This is a genomic window from Achromobacter sp. K91, assembly GCF_003576205.1.
In the GTDB taxonomy this organism is placed as follows: domain Bacteria; phylum Pseudomonadota; class Gammaproteobacteria; order Burkholderiales; family Burkholderiaceae_B; genus Achromobacter; species Achromobacter aegrifaciens.
Genome location: NZ_QWFB01000037.1, coordinates 159665 through 177604 on the forward strand (window position 1 = coordinate 159665; position 17940 = coordinate 177604).

The 17940-nt window shown below is 66.4% G+C and carries 10 protein-coding genes; 6 read left to right on the top strand and 4 right to left on the bottom strand.

The annotated features are described in order from the left end of the window. Positions 1 to 2: 2 nt before the first annotated feature. The 3 genes from odhB to DXK93_RS19810 form a co-directional block, all read right to left on the bottom strand. Positions 3 to 1232, bottom strand: coding sequence for a 2-oxoglutarate dehydrogenase complex dihydrolipoyllysine-residue succinyltransferase (odhB, locus tag DXK93_RS19800; RefSeq protein ID WP_054450766.1), 1230 nt, complete (start codon positions 1230 to 1232; stop codon positions 3 to 5). A gap of 101 nt (positions 1233 to 1333) precedes the next feature. Further along, positions 1334 to 4201 carry a 2-oxoglutarate dehydrogenase E1 component gene (locus DXK93_RS19805; RefSeq protein WP_054450764.1) on the bottom strand — a complete coding sequence of 956 codons (2868 nt, stop codon included), beginning with the start codon at positions 4199 to 4201 and terminating at the stop codon, positions 1334 to 1336. Between the two features lie 328 nt (positions 4202 to 4529). Next, positions 4530 to 5000, bottom strand: coding sequence for an Lrp/AsnC family transcriptional regulator (locus tag DXK93_RS19810; RefSeq protein WP_119450937.1), 471 nt, complete (start codon positions 4998 to 5000; stop codon positions 4530 to 4532). Positions 5001 to 5181: 181 nt separating this feature from the next. Between DXK93_RS19810 and DXK93_RS19815 the strand changes: the two genes are divergently transcribed. From DXK93_RS19815 to DXK93_RS19830, 4 genes are all read left to right on the top strand, one after another. Then, complete coding sequence (locus tag DXK93_RS19815) at positions 5182 to 6198, top strand: 1-aminocyclopropane-1-carboxylate deaminase (RefSeq protein ID WP_119450938.1); 1017 nt, start codon at positions 5182 to 5184, stop codon at positions 6196 to 6198. Between the two features lie 303 nt (positions 6199 to 6501). After that, positions 6502 to 7446: an allantoinase PuuE gene (gene puuE / locus DXK93_RS19820; RefSeq protein WP_054450757.1), complete on the top strand. Its 945-nt coding sequence runs from the start codon at positions 6502 to 6504 to the stop codon at positions 7444 to 7446. 11 nt (positions 7447 to 7457) lie between these two features. Then, positions 7458 to 9221 (top strand): 2-oxo-4-hydroxy-4-carboxy-5-ureidoimidazoline decarboxylase, encoded by a 1764-nt coding sequence (gene uraD, locus DXK93_RS19825; RefSeq protein ID WP_119450939.1) that lies wholly within the window; start codon positions 7458 to 7460, stop codon positions 9219 to 9221. Between the two features lie 6 nt (positions 9222 to 9227). Beyond that, the gene (locus DXK93_RS19830; RefSeq protein WP_119450940.1) at positions 9228 to 10460 is read left to right on the top strand and encodes a M20/M25/M40 family metallo-hydrolase; all 1233 of its coding nucleotides are present in this window, start codon (positions 9228 to 9230) and stop codon (positions 10458 to 10460) included. Positions 10461 to 10491: 31 nt separating this feature from the next. Here the strand turns inward: DXK93_RS19830 and DXK93_RS19835 are convergent, their stop codons facing one another. Beyond that, entirely contained in the window at positions 10492 to 12540 is a 2049-nt protein-coding gene (locus DXK93_RS19835) for an OPT family oligopeptide transporter (RefSeq protein ID WP_119450941.1), read from the bottom strand. A 224-nt stretch (positions 12541 to 12764) separates the two neighbouring features. Here DXK93_RS19835 and mdeB point away from each other — a divergent pair, with 224 nt between their 5' ends. After that, entirely contained in the window at positions 12765 to 15446 is a 2682-nt protein-coding gene (mdeB, locus tag DXK93_RS19840; protein ID WP_119450942.1) for an alpha-ketoglutarate dehydrogenase, read from the top strand. 190 nt (positions 15447 to 15636) lie between these two features. After that, on the top strand, positions 15637 to 17934 hold the full coding sequence (locus tag DXK93_RS19845) for an NADP-dependent malic enzyme (protein WP_054450748.1): 2298 nt from the start codon (positions 15637 to 15639) through the stop codon (positions 17932 to 17934). The last annotated feature ends 6 nt before the right edge of the window (positions 17935 to 17940 follow it).

The window sequence follows — 17940 nt, forward strand, 5'->3', positions numbered from 1 at the left end:
GATTACAGGTCCAGCAACAGGCGCTGCGGATCTTCCAGGGCGTCCTTCATGGCGACCAGGCCCAGCACGGCTTCGCGGCCGTCGATGATGCGGTGGTCGTAGGACAGCGCCAGGTAGTTCATCGGGCGGATGACGATCTGGCCGTTTTCAACCACGGCGCGATCCTTGGTGGCGTGCACGCCCAGGATGGCCGATTGCGGCGGGTTGATGATCGGGGTCGACAGCATCGAGCCGAACACGCCGCCGTTGGAGATCGAGAACGTGCCGCCGGTCATTTCTTCAATGCCCAGCTTGCCGTCAGCGGCGCGGCGGCCGAAGTCGGCGATGGTCTTTTCGATGTCGGCGATCGACAGCTGGTCGGCGTTGCGCAGGATCGGCACAACCAGGCCGCGCGGGCTGCCGACAGCGATACCGATGTCGAAGTAGCCGTGGTAGATGATGTCCTTGCCGTCGATCGAGGCGTTGATCAGCGGGAACTTCTTCAGCGCGGCAACGGCGGCCTTGACGAAGAACGACATGAAGCCCAGCTTGATGCCGTGCTCTTTCTCGAACTTGTCCTTGTACTTGTTGCGCAGGTCGATGACGGCCTGCATGTTCACTTCGTTGAACGTGGTCAGGATCGCGTTTTCCTGTTGCGATTGCAGCAGGCGCTCGGCGATGCGGGCGCGCAGGCGGCTCATCGGCACGCGCTGTTCCGGACGGCCGTCCAGCGACAGCGTCGGGGGCGCGACCGGAGCGGCGGCCTTGGCCGGAGCGGCCTTGGCGGGAGCGCTGGCGGCCAGGGCATCGCCCTTGGTCACGCGGCCGTCGCGGCCGGAGCCAGCCACGGAAGCGGCGTCAACGCCCTTCTCGGCCAGGATCTTGGCAGCGGCGGGCGAAGCCACGCCGGCGGCGGCCGACGAAGCGGGAGCGGCGGCCGGAGCGGCAGCGGCTTGCTCGGCGGCCTTGGGCGCTTCGGCGGCGGGCGCGGCGGCGGCAACGGCGGCCTTGCCGGCGGTGTCGATGCGAGCCAGCACTTCGCCGGAGGTGACGGTGCTGCCGTCGCCCTTGACGATTTCAGCCAGCACGCCCGAAGCGGGAGCCGGCACTTCCAGCACGACCTTGTCGGTTTCGACTTCGATCAGGATTTCGTCCGCTTCAACGGCAGCGCCCGGCTGCTTCTTCCAGGTCAGCAGCGTCGCTTCGGAGACGGATTCGGAGAGTTGGGGGACGACGACGTCGGTAATAGCCATTTTGTTTGTTCCGTAAAGTTTGTGTTCTGGTCGCGCTGCGCGGCAAGCTTCGAATCGGAATTCCAGAAACCTGCGCGCGCGGCGCGTGCATCAAGCGAGTGTTACTTCGTCAACATGACCTTGAACTTGGGCGCGAAAGCCGTTTCGATCAGGGCCTTCTGCTGCTCCTGGTGCTTGGCCAGGTAGCCCACGGCCGGCGATGCCGACGCGGCGCGGCCGGCGTAACCCAGCTTCTGGCCTTCGACCATGTTCTCGTACACGTGATGCTGAACGTAGAACCAGGCGCCCTGGTTCTGCGGTTCGTCCTGAACCCAGATCACTTCGGTTGCCTTCGGGTACTTGCGCAGTTCCGTTTCGAACGACTTGTGCGCGAACGGATACAGCTGTTCGACGCGGACGATCGCAACGTTGTCGGCGCCACGCTCGCGGCGGGCATTGACCAGATCGTAGTAGACCTTGCCCGAGCAAGCCAGCACGCGCTTGACCTTGCTGGCGTCGATGGCCTCGTCGACCTCGCCGATGACCGGGCGGAAGCTGCCGCCGGCCAGGTCGGTCAGGGGCGAACCGGCGTCCTTGTTGCGCAGCAGCGACTTGGGCGTGAACAGCACCAGCGGCTTGCGGAACGGACGGATCATCTGACGGCGCAGCACGTGGAAGATCTGCGACGCGGAGGTCGGCTGGACCACTTGCATGTTGTTGTCGGCGCACAGCTGCAGGAAGCGCTCGATGCGGCCCGACGAGTGCTCGGGACCCTGGCCTTCGTAGCCGTGCGGCAGCATCAGGGTCAGGCCCGACTGGCGGCCCCACTTGGCTTCGCCGGAGCTGATGAACTGGTCGATCACGACCTGGGCGCCGTTGACGAAGTCGCCGAACTGGCCTTCCCAGATGGTCAGCGTGTTGGGTTCGGCGCTGGAGTAACCGTATTCAAAGCCCAGCACAGCCTCTTCGGACAGCACGGAGTCGATGACGGTGAACGGAGCCTGGCCTTCCGAGACGTTCTGCAGCGGAATGTAGGTGCCGTCGTTCCAGCGTTCGCGGTTCTGGTCGTGCAGCACGGCATGGCGGTGCGTGAACGTGCCGCGGCCCGAGTCCTGGCCGGTGATGCGGATGGCGTAGCCCGAGGACACCAGGGTCGCGAAGGCGAGGTGTTCGCCCATGCCCCAGTCCAGGTTCATTTCGCCCTTGGCCATGGTGCGGCGGTCGTTCAGCAGCTTGGCGACCAGCGGGTGCACCGTGAAGCCTTCCGGCACGCTGGTGATGCGTTCGCCGATGCGCTTGAGTTCGGCCAGCGGCACGGCGGTGTCGGCCTGGTCGGTCCACTTGGCGCCCAGGAACGGCGACCAGTCGATGGCGTACTTGCTCTTGTAGTCGGTCAGCACCGGTTCGATGGTGCGCTGGCCGTCTTCCATCAGCTGGCGGTAATCCTTGACGAGCTGATCGGCTTCGCCGTCGGCCAGCACGCCTTGCGTGGTCAGCTTGTCGGCGTACAGCTTGCGCGTGCCGGGGTGATGGCCGATGCGCTTGTACATCAGGGGCTGCGTCAGCGACGGGGTGTCTTGCTCGTTGTGGCCCAGCTTGCGGAAGCAGACGATGTCCACGACCACGTCGTGGCGGAACTGCAGACGGTAGTCCAGCGCCAGCTTGGTCACGAACACGACGGCTTCGGGATCGTCGCCGTTGACGTGGAACACCGGCGCTTCGATCATCTTGACCACGTCGGTGCAATACAGCGTCGAGCGCGAGTCGCGGGGGTCGGACGTGGTGAAGCCGATCTGGTTGTTGATGACGATGTGCAGCGTGCCGCCCGTGCCGTAGCCGCGGGTCTGGGCCAGGTTCAGGGTTTCCATGACCACGCCCTGGCCGGCGAAGGCCGCGTCGCCGTGCACCAGCACCGGCAGCACTTGCTTGCCTTCGGCGTCGCCGCGGCGTTCCTGGCGGGCGCGCGCGCTGCCTTCGACCACGGGGTTGACGATTTCCAGGTGGGACGGGTTGAACGCGAGCGACAGGTGGACCGGGCCGCCACGGGTGGACAGGTCGCTGGAGAAGCCGTTGTGGTACTTCACGTCGCCGTCGGTCAGGCCTTCGGCGTGCTTGCCTTCGAACTCGGCGAACAGGTCGCCGGGCATCTTGCCCATGATGTTCACGAGCAGGTTCAGGCGGCCGCGGTGGGCCATGCCGACCACGATTTCCTGGACGCCGTTTTCACCGGCGTGGTTCACCACTTCGTCCATCGAGGCGATGAAGCTTTCGCCGCCTTCCAGCGAGAAGCGCTTCTGGCCGACGTACTTGGTGTGCAGGAAGCGCTCGAGGCCTTCGGACTCGGTCAGCTGCTGCAGGATGTGGCGCTTTTCTTCGGCCGAGTAGGCGGGCGCGCCCAGGGTGGCTTCCAGGCGTTCCTGGATCCAGCGCTTGGCGGCGGGGTCGGAGATGTGCGTGAATTCGGCACCGATGCTGCGGCAGTACGTGTCGCGCAGCGCCTTCAGGATGTCGCGCAGCGTCATCGTGCTGGCGGTCGTGAAGTAGGTGTTGGTGGCCGAGTAGGTCTGGTCCAGATCGGCTTCGGTCAGGCCGTAGAAGGCCGGATCGAGTTCGGGGATCGGGGGACGTTCCTGGCGCTTGAGCGGATCCAGGTCGGCCCAGCGCGAACCCAGGGAGCGGTAGGCCGCGATCAGCGACTGCACCGAAACCTGCTTGCTGGCCACGGTCAGGTCGGGTTCGGCCGCGCGTTGCACGAAGGCATTGGCCTTGGCGCGCTGGGCGAACGATTCGACGATGGGAGCGTGGGCCTGGTCGCGGGTGGATTCCTGGCCGTCGGTAGCGGGAGCGTGTTGCAGCTGGTCGAAGTATTCGCGCCAGTTGTCAGGTACCGAACCGGGATTGTCGAGGTAGGCTTCGTAAAGCTCCTCAACATAAGGGGCGTTACCCCCAAAGAGATAAGACGTGGATAGAGATTCTATTTCCGAAGACATATCGCTTCACCTTTACGAGTGCTTCACTCGACACGATGCAGGAAAACCTTCCGCGACACGGGCTTCCCGTTAGGCGGATAGCAGGGGCAGAAGGCGCGTACAAGCCTTAAAAGCCGTATGGGATAAGAGTATAGCCCTTTGAGTTTAAGGACGTCTTCTTGCGTTTGCGTGACGCAAAAGCGCATTCGGAATGCCGTCGTGCAGCATTGGAATGTCCAGGCAACCCCTTCCATTGCGCCGTCTACTCGCATTCAATTTCCGGCAACCCAAAATGCCGCGCCGCATCATTTTCACTGGCAGAAATTGCAGTGTTGCGCATTAGCCTCGTTCATACGGGCAATTCGGTGGTCGACAGGATCTCTTTCAGGACGAAAAAGGTGCGGATCTGGCGTACGCGGGGCAGCTTGATGATCTCGCCCGCATGCAGCTTGTTGAAGCGTTCCAGATCACGGATGCGCAGCATCAGGAAGTAGTCGAACTCGCCGGCCACCAGGTGGCATTCCAGGCAGCCGCTGATGCCGCGCGCCGCGGCTTCGAAATCGGTGAAGGATTCCGGCGTGGAGCGGTCCAGCACCACGCCCACGATGACCAGGGTGGCCATGTCCACTTCCGCCGGCTCCAGCAGGGCGACCGTCTTGCGGATGACGCCCTCGTTCTTGAGCTTTTCCACGCGGCGCAGGCAGGCGGCCGGGCTCAGGTGGACGCGCGCGCTCAGCTCCAGGTTGGTGATCTGCGCGTCCTGCTGCAGCACGCGCAGGATGTGGCGATCGATGCGGTCCAGCTCAGAATTTGCCGGCATTTGATATGTCCCTGAAAATTAAATTTCGATCAAAAAGCCAATCAGGAAATATTAAATATAAATCTGGACGCTTATTTAATTATTTTCCATTTAAATAATAAAAATACGCAATTGACGGCAAATCCTTGAAATTCCTATGATTTTTCCATCCGCGCCACCCGGCCCGGCCCAGGAGAGTCCCATGGATCTGCAACGATTTCCGCGCCATCGCCTGACCTTCGGCGACACCCCCATCGAAAAGCTCGAGCGCCTGTCCACGCATCTGGGCGGCAAGGTCGAGATCTACGCCAAGCGCGAAGACTGCAACAGCGGCCTCGCGTTCGGCGGCAACAAGCTGCGCAAGCTGGAGTACCTGATCCCGCAGGCGCTGGAACAGGGCTGCGACACGCTGGTCACCATCGGCGGCATCCAGTCCAACCACACCCGCATGGTGGCTGCGGTGGCCGCCAAGCTGGGCCTGGCCTGCGTGCTGGTACAGGAAAACTGGGTGGACTATTCAGACGCGGTCTACGACCGGGTCGGCAACATCATGATGAGCCGCCTGATGGGCGCCGACGTGCGTCTTGTGGACCAGGGGTTTGACATCGGCTTTCGCCGCAGCTGGGAAGAGGCGCTGGAAGACGTCCGCAAGCGCGGCGGCAAGCCCTACGCGATTCCGGCCGGCGCATCCGACCATGAACTTGGCGGCCTGGGCTACGTCGGCTTCGCCGAGGAAGTGCGGCGCCAGGAAGCCGAGCTGGGCTTCAAGTTCGACTACATCGTCGTCTGCGCCGTCACGGGCAGCACGCAGGCCGGCATGGTGGTGGGCTTTGCGGCGGATGGCCGCGCGGACCGCGTCATTGGTATCGACGCTTCGGGCACGCCCGAGCAAACCCGCGCGCAGATCCTGCGCATCGCGCGGCGCACGGCCGATATGGTCGGACTCGGGACTGCCATCGAAGAGCGCGACGTGGTGCTGGACACCCGCTATGCCTATCCGGCCTACGGCCTGCCCTCGGCCGAGACCAACGAGGCCATCCGCCTCTGCGCCCGGCTCGAGGGCATGATGACCGACCCGGTCTACGAAGGAAAATCCATGCAGGGCATGATGGACATCATCCGCCGCGGCGAGATTCCGGCCGGTTCGCGGGTTCTGTATGCGCACCTGGGAGGGGTGCCGGCGATCAACGCCTACAGCTTTCTCTACCGCAACGGATAAGGGCGCCTACGGCGCCTTCGGCTGGCCTTGCGGCGACTTGCGCTGAAAGTCCAGCCTTGCCCCAGGGCTTGCCAGCCCTGGCCGCCAGCGCCCATGATGAGCGCAGGAAGCGCAGCCCAGCCGGCGTGTCCGCCGGCTGGGCTTTTTTCCGTGGCCGGACCTTCCCGACACATCGCCTCCGCAAAATTATGTACATAGTTTGTATACAAAACTAGGATTTCCAGCTATGGTGCTGATCATCAGGAAGTCGTCCGCCCACCCACGCCCGGCCGCCGCGCGCCGTTGCACTCCGCCCGCCTGTCCATGACCGTCTACGATTCCACGCTCCCCTACCCCCGCGACCTGGCCGGCTACGGCCGCAATCCGCCGCATGCCCGATGGCCGGGGCAGGCGCGCATCGCGGTGCAGTTCGTGCTGAATTACGAGGAAGGCGGCGAAAACAGCGTGCTGCATGGCGACGCCGGGTCCGAACAGTTCCTGTCGGAAATGTTCAACCCCGCCAGCTATCCCGAGCGCCACCTCAGCATGGAAGGCATCTACGAGTACGGCTCGCGCGCCGGCGTCTGGCGCATCCTGCGCGAATTCGAGAAGCGCGGCCTGCCGCTGACGGTGTTCGGCGTCGGCATGGCCTTGCAGCGCCACCCCGAGCTGACCGCCGCCTTCGTCGAGCTGGGACACGAGATCGCCTGCCACGGCTGGCGCTGGATCCACTATCAGCACATCGACGAGGCCACCGAGCGCGAACACATGCGCCTGGCCATGGACGCGATCACGCAATTGACCGGCAGCCGTCCGCTGGGTTGGTACACCGGACGCGACAGTCCGCGCACGCGGCGTCTGGTGGCCGACTACGGCGGCTTCGAGTACGACAGCGACTACTACGGCGACGACCTGCCCTTCTGGATGCGCGTACAGAAAACGGACGGCAGCGTCGTGCCGCAACTGATCGTGCCCTACACGCTGGACTGCAACGACATGCGCTTCGCGCTGCCGCAGGGCTATTCGCACGCCGATCCCTTCTTCCAGTACCTGAAGGACAGCTTCGACGCGCTCTATGCCGAAGGCGACGAGGCCCCCAAGATGATGAGCATCGGCATGCATTGCCGCCTGCTGGGCCGGCCCGGCCGCATCACTGCGCTGCAGCGCTTCCTGGACCACATTGCCAGCCATGACCGCGTCTGGGTCTGCCGGCGCCTGGACATCGCGCGCCACTGGAAGGCGGCGCATCCCTACACCCCCAACGCCTGAACAGGACGGCCATGGCCCACACCCTAGCCCAACTCAATGCGGCAGCGCCCGCGGACGCCGCCGCCATGCTCGACGGCCTGTACGGCCGCGCGCCCTGGATCGCCGAACGCGCGCTTGGCCACCGGCCGTTCCGCTCGCTGGCCGACCTGGCGCAGCGCCTGCGCCGCGCCGTGAACGACGCGGATGCCGATGCCCGGACGGCGCTACTGCGCGCCCATCCCGAGCTGGCAGCAGGGACGCCCCAGGACGCGGATTCGGCGCGCGAACAGGACCTGGCCGGATTGGCCGCGTGCACGCCCGCCGAATCTGCCCGCCTGCAAGCGTTGAACGCCGACTACCGCGCCAGGTTCGGCTTTCCCTTCGTGCTGGCCGTGCGCGGCCCGCGCGGCGCCGGCATGACGCGCCAGCAGGTGATCGACGAGTTCACCCGCCGCCTGGACAACCCGCCGGACCTGGAGTTCGATGAGGCCCAGCAGCAGTTGCACCGCATCGCCGAGATCCGCCTGCGCGATGGCTTCGGCGCCGAACCCGCCATCGGCAACGACATCTGGGACTGGGGCGAGCAACTGGCCGTCCACAGCGATCCCGGCTACGCCGAAAAAGGGCAGCTCACCGTCACCTACCTGACCGAAGCCCACCGCGCCTGCGCCGGACTGTTGTCGCAATGGATGCGCGACTGCGGCTTCGACGAGGTCGGCATCGACGCGGTCGGCAACGTGGTCGGTCGCTACCAGGCCGCCAGCCCCGACGCCCCCACGCTCATGACGGGCAGCCATTACGACACCGTGCGCAACGCCGGCAAATACGACGGCCGGCTGGGCATCTTCGTGCCGATGGCCTGCGTGCGCGAACTGCGCCGCCAGGGCAAGCGCCTGCCCTACCACCTGGAAGTCATCGGCTTCGCGGAAGAGGAAGGCCAGCGCTACCGCGCCACCTTCCTGGGCTCGGGCGCGCTGATCGGCGACTTCAAGCCGCAATGGCTGGACCAGCAGGACGCCGACGGCGTCAGCATGCGCGACGCCATGGCGCAAGCCGGCCTGCGCAGTGAAGACATTCCCAAGCTCAAGCGCGACCCTGCCCGCTATCTGGGCTTCGTCGAAGTCCACATCGAACAAGGGCCGGTGCTCTACGAAATGGGGCTGCCGCTGGCCGTGGTCACGTCCATCAACGGCTGCGTGCGCTACCAGGTGCGGATCCACGGCCTGGCCTGCCACGCCGGCACCACGCCCATGAACCGCCGCCGCGACGCCGCCACCGCCACGGCCGAGCTGGCCTTGTACGTGGAGCAGCGCGCCGGCCGCGACGGCGACTCGGTCGGCACCATAGGCATGCTGGAAGTCCCGGGCGGTTCGATCAACGTGGTGCCGGGAGAATGCCGCTTCAGCCTGGACCTGCGCGCGCCCAGCGACGCGCAGCGCGATGCGCTGGCGCATGACGTGCTGGCCGAACTCGAAGCCATCTGCCAGCGCCGCGGCCTGCGCTACACGCTGGAAGAAACCATGCGCGCCGCCGCCGCGCCCAGCGATCGCGCCTGGCAGCAGCGCTGGGAACGCGCCGTCGACGCGCTGGGACTGCCCGTCCACCGCATGCCCAGCGGCGCCGGCCACGACGCCATGAAGCTGCACGAGGTCATGCCCCAGGCCATGCTGTTCGTGCGCGGCCAGAATTCCGGCATCAGCCACAACCCGCGCGAATCCACCTCCAGCGACGACATCCAGCTTGCCGTGCTGGCGTTCCTGAACCTGCTCGACGACCTTGCCCACGACACCCAATAGCCGACCATGACCGACTACGCCCGACTCGACGTCTGGATTGACACCCACTTTGACGAGGAAGTCCGCTTCCTGCAGGAGCTGGTGCGCGTGCCGACCGACACGCCGCCCGGCAACAACGCACCGCATGCCGAGCGCACGGCCGAGCTGCTGCAAGGCTTCGGCCTGCAGGCGGAAGCCCATCCCGTGCCCGCCGAGGCCGTGCGGGACTATGGCCTGCAATCGATCACCAACCTGATCGTGCGCCGCGAATACGGCGCGGGCGGCCCGCGCGTGGCGCTCAATGCCCACGGCGACGTGGTGCCGCCGGGCGAAGGCTGGGAACATGACCCCTACGGCGGCGAGATCGACGACGGCAGCCTGTACGGCCGCGCCGCCGCGGTCAGCAAGAGCGATTTCGCCAGCTACACGTTCGCCCTGCGCGCGCTGGAAGCCGTCGCCCGCCCCAGCCGCGGCGCCGTCGAACTGCACTTCACCTACGACGAGGAATTCGGCGGCCTGCTCGGCCCCGGCTGGCTGCTGTCCCAAGGACTGACCAAGCCCGATCTGCTGATCGCCGCGGGTTTCAGCTACGAGGTCGTAACCGCCCACAACGGCTGCCTGCAAATGGAAGTGACGGTCCACGGCAAGATGGCGCATGCCGCCATCCCCAGCAGCGGCGTGGACGCGCTGCAAGGCGCGGTTGCCATCCTGAACGCGCTGTACGCGCAGAACGCGCGGTACCGGGAAATCCGCTCCGAGGTGCCGGGCATCAGCCACCCCTACCTGAACGTGGGCCGCATCGAAGGCGGCACCAACACCAATGTGGTGCCGGGCAAGGTGGCGTTCAAGCTGGACCGGCGCATGATCCCCGAAGAAAGCGCGGCCGAGGTCGAGGCCGACATCCGCCGCATCATCCGGGAAACCGCTGCTGCCGTGCCCGGCATCAGCGTGGACATCAAGCGCCTGTTGCTGGCCAATTCCATGCGCCCGCTGCCCGGCAGCCAGCCGCTGGTGCAGGCCATTCAGAAGCATGGAGAGGAATTGTTCGGCGAGCCCATCGCCGCCATGGGCACGCCGCTCTACACCGACGTGCGCCTGTACGCCGAAGCGGGCATTCCGGGCGTGATCTACGGCGCCGGACCGCGCACCGTGCTGGAATCGCACGCCAAGCGCAACGATGAGCGGGTAGTGCTGGAAGACCTGCGGCGCGCCACCAAGGTCATCGCCCGCACGCTGGCCGACCTGCTGGACGCCGCCTGAGGCGGCCGCCCGGCAGGACTGGCCAGGCGCTTCACGCCAGTTTCATCACCCGGCGCCAGAACAGGATCGCCACCGCCACGAAGACGGCCAACCCCAGGAACGAGGCCGTGTGCTCGAAGCCCGCGCCGGCGATCGCCAGCGGCGCTTCGGTGCCGGCCGCGCCGATGATGCCGGCCATCAGCACGCCGACCAGGCTTTCGCCCACGATCAGGCCCGAGGCGATCAGCACGCCGCGGCGATTGGCTGCGTCGGCGAACTGCTCGTAGGGCTTGCCGGCGGCGGCCGCGCGGCGGCGCAGGGCGCGTTCCAGCAGCCATGCCAGGACCGCGCCGACCACGATGGGCGCGGCGACGGTGGGCGGCAGATAGATGCCGATACCCACGGCCAGCACCGGAATCCGGGCCACGCGGCAGGTGCGCTTCATGATCTCGTCCACCACGATCAGGCCCACGCCGACCGCCATGCCGATCAGGATCATGGTCCAGTTGAGCTGGTGCGTGAAGATGCCGCGCGCGATCGCCAGCATCAGCGTCGCCTGCGGCGCGGACAGGGCCTGCGCCGGGTCCATGCCCTCGCGCGGCATGGCGTCGGCAAAACCGTAGGCGTTGTAAAGCAGTTCCAGCACCGGCGAAATCACTGCCGCGCCGGCGACGCAGCCGATCAGCAGGGCCACCTGCTGACGCCAGGGCGTCGCGCCCACCAGCCAGCCGGTCTTCAGGTCCTGCAGGTTGTCGTTGGAAATGGAGGCCACCGCCACCACCGCCGAGGTGCTGAAGATCGACAGCGCAATCGCCATCTGCACGCCGTTCTGCGCGCCCAGCAATTCGCCGCCCAGCGCCAGCATCAGCAGCGACACCAGCACGATGGCAACGATGCCCACGCCCGAGATCGGGCTGGTCGACGAGCCCACCAGGCCGGCCATGTAGCCGCAGGCGGCGGCCACCAGGAAGCCGAACACGAAGGCAAACAGCACGGCGTAGGCCACCAGCTTCCAGATGCCGGCGGGCGACAGCGGCGCGCCGGACAGGAACACCTGGAAGGTCACCACCAGGACCGCCACCAGCACCAGCGTCACGGCCGAGATCCAGCCGGCAGACAGGTCGCGCTCGGTGCGCGGCGCGCGTCCGGCACGGGCGGCGCCCGCCTTGGTCAGCGCCGCGAACGAAGCCTTGACGCCGCGCGCCATCGGCATGAACAGCGTGGCCAGCGTCCAGATGGCGCCCACGCCGATCACGCCGGCGCCGATGAAGCGCACCTGCGAAGCCCACAGGCCGGTGGCGTACTTCGCCAGCGACGTGCCCGCGGGGATGTCGCCCATGGCAGTCAGGATGGGTACGGCAATGCCCCACGAAATGATCAGCCCGGTCAGCATGGCCAGACCGGCGACGATGCCGATCAGATAGCCCGCGCCCAGCAGCGCCAGCGAAAAGCCCATGGGCAGACGGAACACCGCGCCGCCCAGCGCGAACCAGCCGCTGACGCTGTCACCCAGCACCCGCAGGCCGCTGGCCGCGAAGCTGACCGCGGCGGCGACCACGCCGCCGGCCACGATGTCGCCCATGCCGGTCGCGGCCTTGGCTGGCGCGCGTCCGTTGTCCGCGGCCTCGTCCTGGGCGCGCTCGGCGCTGCCCACCCGCAGGATTTCAGCGGCAGCCACGCCTTCCGGATACGGCAGGTCGCTCTGCACCACCATCACATGGCGCAGCGGAATGGTGAACATCACGCCCAGCATGCCGCCGGCGGCGCAGATGCCCAGCGTCTGCCAGAACGGGAAGCCCTGCCAGTGCCCCATCATGACCAGGGCCGGCAGGATGAAGATGATGGACGACAGCGTCCCGGCCGCGGAGGCCTGGGTCTGCACCATGTTGTTTTCGAGGATGTTCGCGTCCTTGAACAGGCGCAGGACGGACATCGAGATCACCGCCGCCGGAATGGCGGATGAGAACGTCAGGCCCACCTTCAGTCCGAGAAAGACGTTGGAAGCCGTGAAGATGACAGTGATGATTGCGCCCAGGAGGATGCCGCGGAACGTAAGTTCGGGCAACGTGACCTCTGCCGGGACGCTGATGGGTTGGGTCATTGCAGTTATTCCTATCTTGCCAGGCGCGAATTCTAGCGCCTTCGCGTCCACCTGGCGGTCACCCCTCTGATACGACCACCAAGCATATCCTCGGCAGAAGCTGCCGCAAGCGGTAAAACTTGCAAAAGATTATGCTGAATTTTCCGAAGTTTCCCCAGAATTTTGATCACCCATGCCAGGGGCTAGGGTCTAGCATGGACGTCAAACCAGGAGACGACAAGACCATGCGCGACGCCAGTTCCGCCCGCCCCGGGCAAGACATCCAGCACGACGCCGACCCCGCCGAAACCGCCGAATGGCGTGAGGCGCTGGAATCGCTGGTACAGGCGGAAGGTTCTGAGCGCGCGGGCTACGTGCTGGACAATCTGCTGGGTCATGCGGCCTCGCTGGGCCTGCGCGCCAACAGCCAGACCCGCACCGCCTACCTCAACACCATCCCCGCCGATCAGGAGCCGCCCTTCCCCGGCAACCTCGCCGTGGAGGAACGGATCGCCCGCATCAACCGCTGGAATGCGCTGGCCATGGTGGTGCGCGCCAACCAGGCGCATGGAGAGCTGGGCGGCCACATCGCCAGCTACGCCTCGGCCGCCGACCTGTTCGAGGTCGGCTTCAACCATTTCTTTCGCGCGCAGAGCCCGGACGGCCCCGGCGACCTGGTCTACATGCAGCCGCACTCGGCGCCCGGCGTGTATGCCCGCGCCTATCTGGAAGGCTTTCTGGGCGAAGAGGACCTGGCGCATTTCCGCCAGGAGATCACGGCTGGCGCGCGCGGCCTGCGCGGGCTGTCGTCGTATCCGCACCCGTGGCTGATGCCGGATTTCTGGCAATTCCCCACGGGCTCGATGGGCATCGGCCCCATCAACGCCATCTACCAGGCGCGCTTCATGCGCTACCTGGAGCACCGTTCGCTGATGCCCGGCGGCGACCGCAAGGTCTGGGGCATCTTCGGCGATGGCGAAATGGACGAACCTGAATCCATCGCCGCGCTGACGCTGGCCGCGCGCGAAAAGCTCGACAACCTGGTGTTCGTGGTCAATTGCAACCTGCAGCGCCTGGACGGCCCGGTGCGCGGCAACGGCCGCATCATCGACGAACTGGAAACGCTGTACGCGGGCGCCGGCTGGAACGTCATCAAGCTGGTCTGGGGCAGCGACTGGGACGTGCTCCTGCGGCGCGACACCAACGGCGCCCTGGCGCGCGCCTTCGCCAATACCGTGGACGGACAGTTCCAGACCTTCGCGGCCAACGACGGCGCCTTCAACCGCGCCCACTTCTTCAACCAGAATCCCGAACTGGCCGCCCTGGTGGCCGACTGGAGCGACGAAGCCATCGACCGCCTCCACCGCGGCGGCCATGACATGGTGAAGATCCACGCGGCCTACCACCGCGCCGTGCGCCATCGCGGCCAGCCCACGGTGATCCTGGCGCAGACCAAGAAGGGTTTCGGCATGGGCTCGGCCGGCCAGGGCAAGATGACCACGCACCAGCAGAAGAAGCTGGATGACGAGGCGCTGCTGGCCTTCCGCGACCGCTTCGCGCTGCCGATCTCGGACGCCGATTGCCTGGCGCTGAAGTTCTACCGCCCGGCCGAGGACAGCGCCGAACTGCGCCACCTGCAGGCGCGCCGCGCCGCGCTGGGCGGCCACATTCCCCGCCGCAATACCGAGGCGCCGCGCCTGGCGCCGCCGGACGCGGAGCACTGGGCGCGCTTCGCGCTGGCCGCCGACGGCAAGGAAATGTCGTCCACCATGGCCATCGTGCGCATGCTCACCGCCCTGCTCAAGGACGCCAACGTGGGGCCGCGCATCGTGCCCATCGTGGCGGACGAGGCGCGCACCTTCGGCATGGCCAACCTGTTCCGACAGATCGGCATCTATTCCGCGCAAGGCCAGCTCTACGAACCCGAAGACATCGGCTCGGTGCTGTATTACCGCGAGGCGCGCGACGGCCAGATCCTGGAAGAAGGCATTACCGAGGCCGGCGCGATTTCCTCGTGGACGGCCGCGGGCACCAGCTATTCGGTCAACGGCCTGCCGATGCTGCCCTTCTATATCTATTACTCGATGTTCGGCTTCCAGCGCATCGGCGACCTGATCTGGGCTGCCGCCGATCAGCGCACGCGCGGCTTCCTTGTCGGCGCCACCTCCGGCCGCACCACACTCGGCGGCGAGGGGCTGCAGCACCAGGACGGCTCCAGCCACATCATGGCCGCCGCCGTGCCGAACTGCCGCGCCTATGACCCGGCCTATGCCTACGAGGTCGCCATCATCGTCGAGCACGGCATGCGCCGCATGCTGGACGAACAGCGCGACGAGTTCTACTACCTGACCGTCACCAACGAGAACCTGGCACAGCCGGACATGCCGGCACGCAACGACGTGCGCGAGGGCATCCTGCGCGGCATGTACCGCCTGCGGCCCGCGCGCGGGCAGGCGCAGGTGCGCCTGCTGGGCGCGGGCCCGATGCTGCGCGAGGCCGAACTCGCGGCGGAGCGCCTGCAGGCCGATTACGGCGTGGACGCCGAAGTCTGGAGCGTCACCAGCTTTTCCGAACTGGCCCGCGACGGCCGCGAAGCCGAACGCGCCCGCGTGCTCGGCCTTGCATCCGGCGCCGACTGGGTCCGCAGCTGCCTGGGCGCCAGCAACGCCCCGGTAGTCGCCGCCAGCGACTACGTGCGCGCCGTGCCGGAACAGATCCGCGCCTGGGTGCCCGCGCCCTACCGCACGCTGGGCACCGACGGCTTCGGCCGCAGCGACACCCGCGCCCAGCTGCGCGACTTCTTCGAGGTCAGCGCGGATTGGATCGTGCTGTACGCGCTGGACAGCCTGGACCGCCAGGAAGATGCCCAGGCGTTGCGCGCGCGCCTGAATGCCGGCGCGCGGCAAACGCCGCCTTGGGATAGATAGGATTGCAATCCGCGATGCAGCGAGGTTTTGCGCAAAATCGTCCATTCGCTGCAGCGCAACAACCAAGCACCCGCGCTTTCTGTTGAAATACGGGTGTTCCCAAGCATTTCCCAGAAAATACGGCGGGCCGCGAGCCCGCTTTTTGCAATCCCATTTCCTTTCCATTTAGCGCCCGCAAGGCCTGTATCCCATGGACGAAACCCTCACCAAAATGGCGTTGGACTACCACGCCTACCCCACCCCCGGCAAAATCTCGGTCACTCCGACCAAGACGCTGGCCAACCAGGACGACCTGTCCCTGGCCTACTCCCCCGGCGTGGCAGCCGCCTGCATGGCCATCTTCGACCAGGGCGATGACGCCGCCTCGAAGTACACCTCGCGCGGCAACCTGGTGGGCGTGATCACCAACGGCACCGCCGTGCTGGGCCTGGGCAACATCGGCCCGCTGGCCGCCAAGCCCGTGATGGAAGGCAAGGGCTGCCTGTTCAAGAAGTTCGCCGGCATCGACGTGTTCGACATCGAACTGGCCGAGAACGACCCCGACAAGCTGGTCGACATCATCGCCGCGCTGGAACCCACGCTGGGCGGCGTCAACCTCGAGGACATCAAGGCGCCCGAGTGCTTCTACATCGAGAAGAAGCTGCGCGAGCGCATGAAGATCCCCGTCTTCCACGACGACCAGCACGGCACCGCCATCATTTCGTCGGCCGCCATCCTGAACGGCCTGAAGGTCGTGAACAAGGACATCGGCAAGGTCAAGCTGGCCTGCTCCGGCGCCGGCGCCGCCGCCATCGCCTGCCTGGACCTGCTGGTCCACCTGGGCGTCAAGCGCGAGAACATCTACGTGGTGGATTCGCGCGGCGTGATCTGGGACGGCCGCGATGAAAACATGGAAGCCAACAAGAAGCGCTACGCGCAGAAGACCGACGCACGCACGCTGGCCGACGTGGTCAACGGCGCCGACGTGTTCCTGGGCTGCTCGACCGCCGGCGTGCTGACCGCCGACATGGTCAAGACCATGGCCGCCAGCCCGCTGATCCTGGCGCTGGCCAATCCGGAACCGGAAATCCGTCCTGAAGTGGCCAAGGCCGCCCGCCCGGACTGCATCATCGCCACCGGCCGTTCGGACTACCCGAACCAGGTCAACAACGTGCTGTGCTTCCCCTTCATCTTCCGCGGCGCCATGGACGCCGGCGCGTCGCGCATCACGGAAGAGATGAAGCTGGCTTGCGTGAAGGCCATCGCCGAACTGGCGCAAGCCGAGCAGAACGACGAAGTGGCCCGCGCCTACGCCGGCCAGGAACTGTCGTTCGGCCCGGACTACATCATCCCCAAGCCCTTCGACCCGCGCCTGATCGTCCAGATCGCCCCCGCCGTGGCCCAGGCCGCCGCCGACTCCGGCGTGGCCGCCCGCCCCATCGAGGACATCGAAGCCTACCGCCAGAAGCTGATGGGCTTCGTGTACCACTCGGGCCAGCTGATGCGTCCGCTGTTCGCCCAGGCCAAGAAGGCGCCCAAGCGCGTCATCTACGCCGACGGCGAAGACGAGCGCGTGCTGCGCGCGGTACAGACCGTGGCCGATGAGAAGCTGGCGTTCCCGATCCTGATCGGCCGCCCTGCCGTCATCGAAATGCGCATCAAGAAGTTCGGCCTGCGCCTGGCGGCCGGCCAGGACTTCGAGATAGTGGATCCGGAAGACGACAGCCGCTTCAACGAAACCTGGAACGCGTACTACCAGCTGAAGGGCCGCGAAGGCGTGACGCCTGCCATCGCCAAGGCGATGATCCGCAAGCACAACACGCTGATCGGCGCGATGCTGCTGCGTCGCGGCGACGCGGATGCCCTGCTGTGCGGCGTGGCCAGCAAGTACGACAACCAGCTCAAGTACATCGACGAAATCATCGGCAAGAAGGAAGGCCAGACCTACGCCGCCCTGAACGTGCTGATGCTGCCCGACCAGACGCTGTTCGTCACCGACACCCACGTCAATGAGAACCCGACGGCCGAGGAAGTCGCCAGCATCACCATCCAGGCCGCGGACGAAATGCTGCGCTTTGGCGTGGTGCCGAAGATCGCCCTGCTGTCGCACTCCAACTTCGGCAGCCGCGTGACGGAATCCTCGCGCAAGATGGCCGCCGCGCGCCAGATGGTGCAGGACCGCGCTCCCGACCTGGAAGTCGACGGCGAAATGCACGCCGACGCCGCCCTGTCGGAAAAGATCCGCGTCCTGGCCTACCCGGACAGCACGCTCAAGGGCCGCGCCAACCTGCTCGTCATGCCCACGCTGGACACCGGCAACATCACGTACAACATGCTGAAGATGACTGGCAGCAATGGCGTCGCGATGGGCCCGATCCTGCTGGGCGCGGCGCGCCCCGTGCACATCCTGACCACCAGCGCCACCGTGCGCCGCATCGTCAACATGACGGCGCTGGCCGTGGTGGACGCGCAGCAGGAAGCCGCCGAGGCCGCCAAGAAGCGCCGTTGATGATAG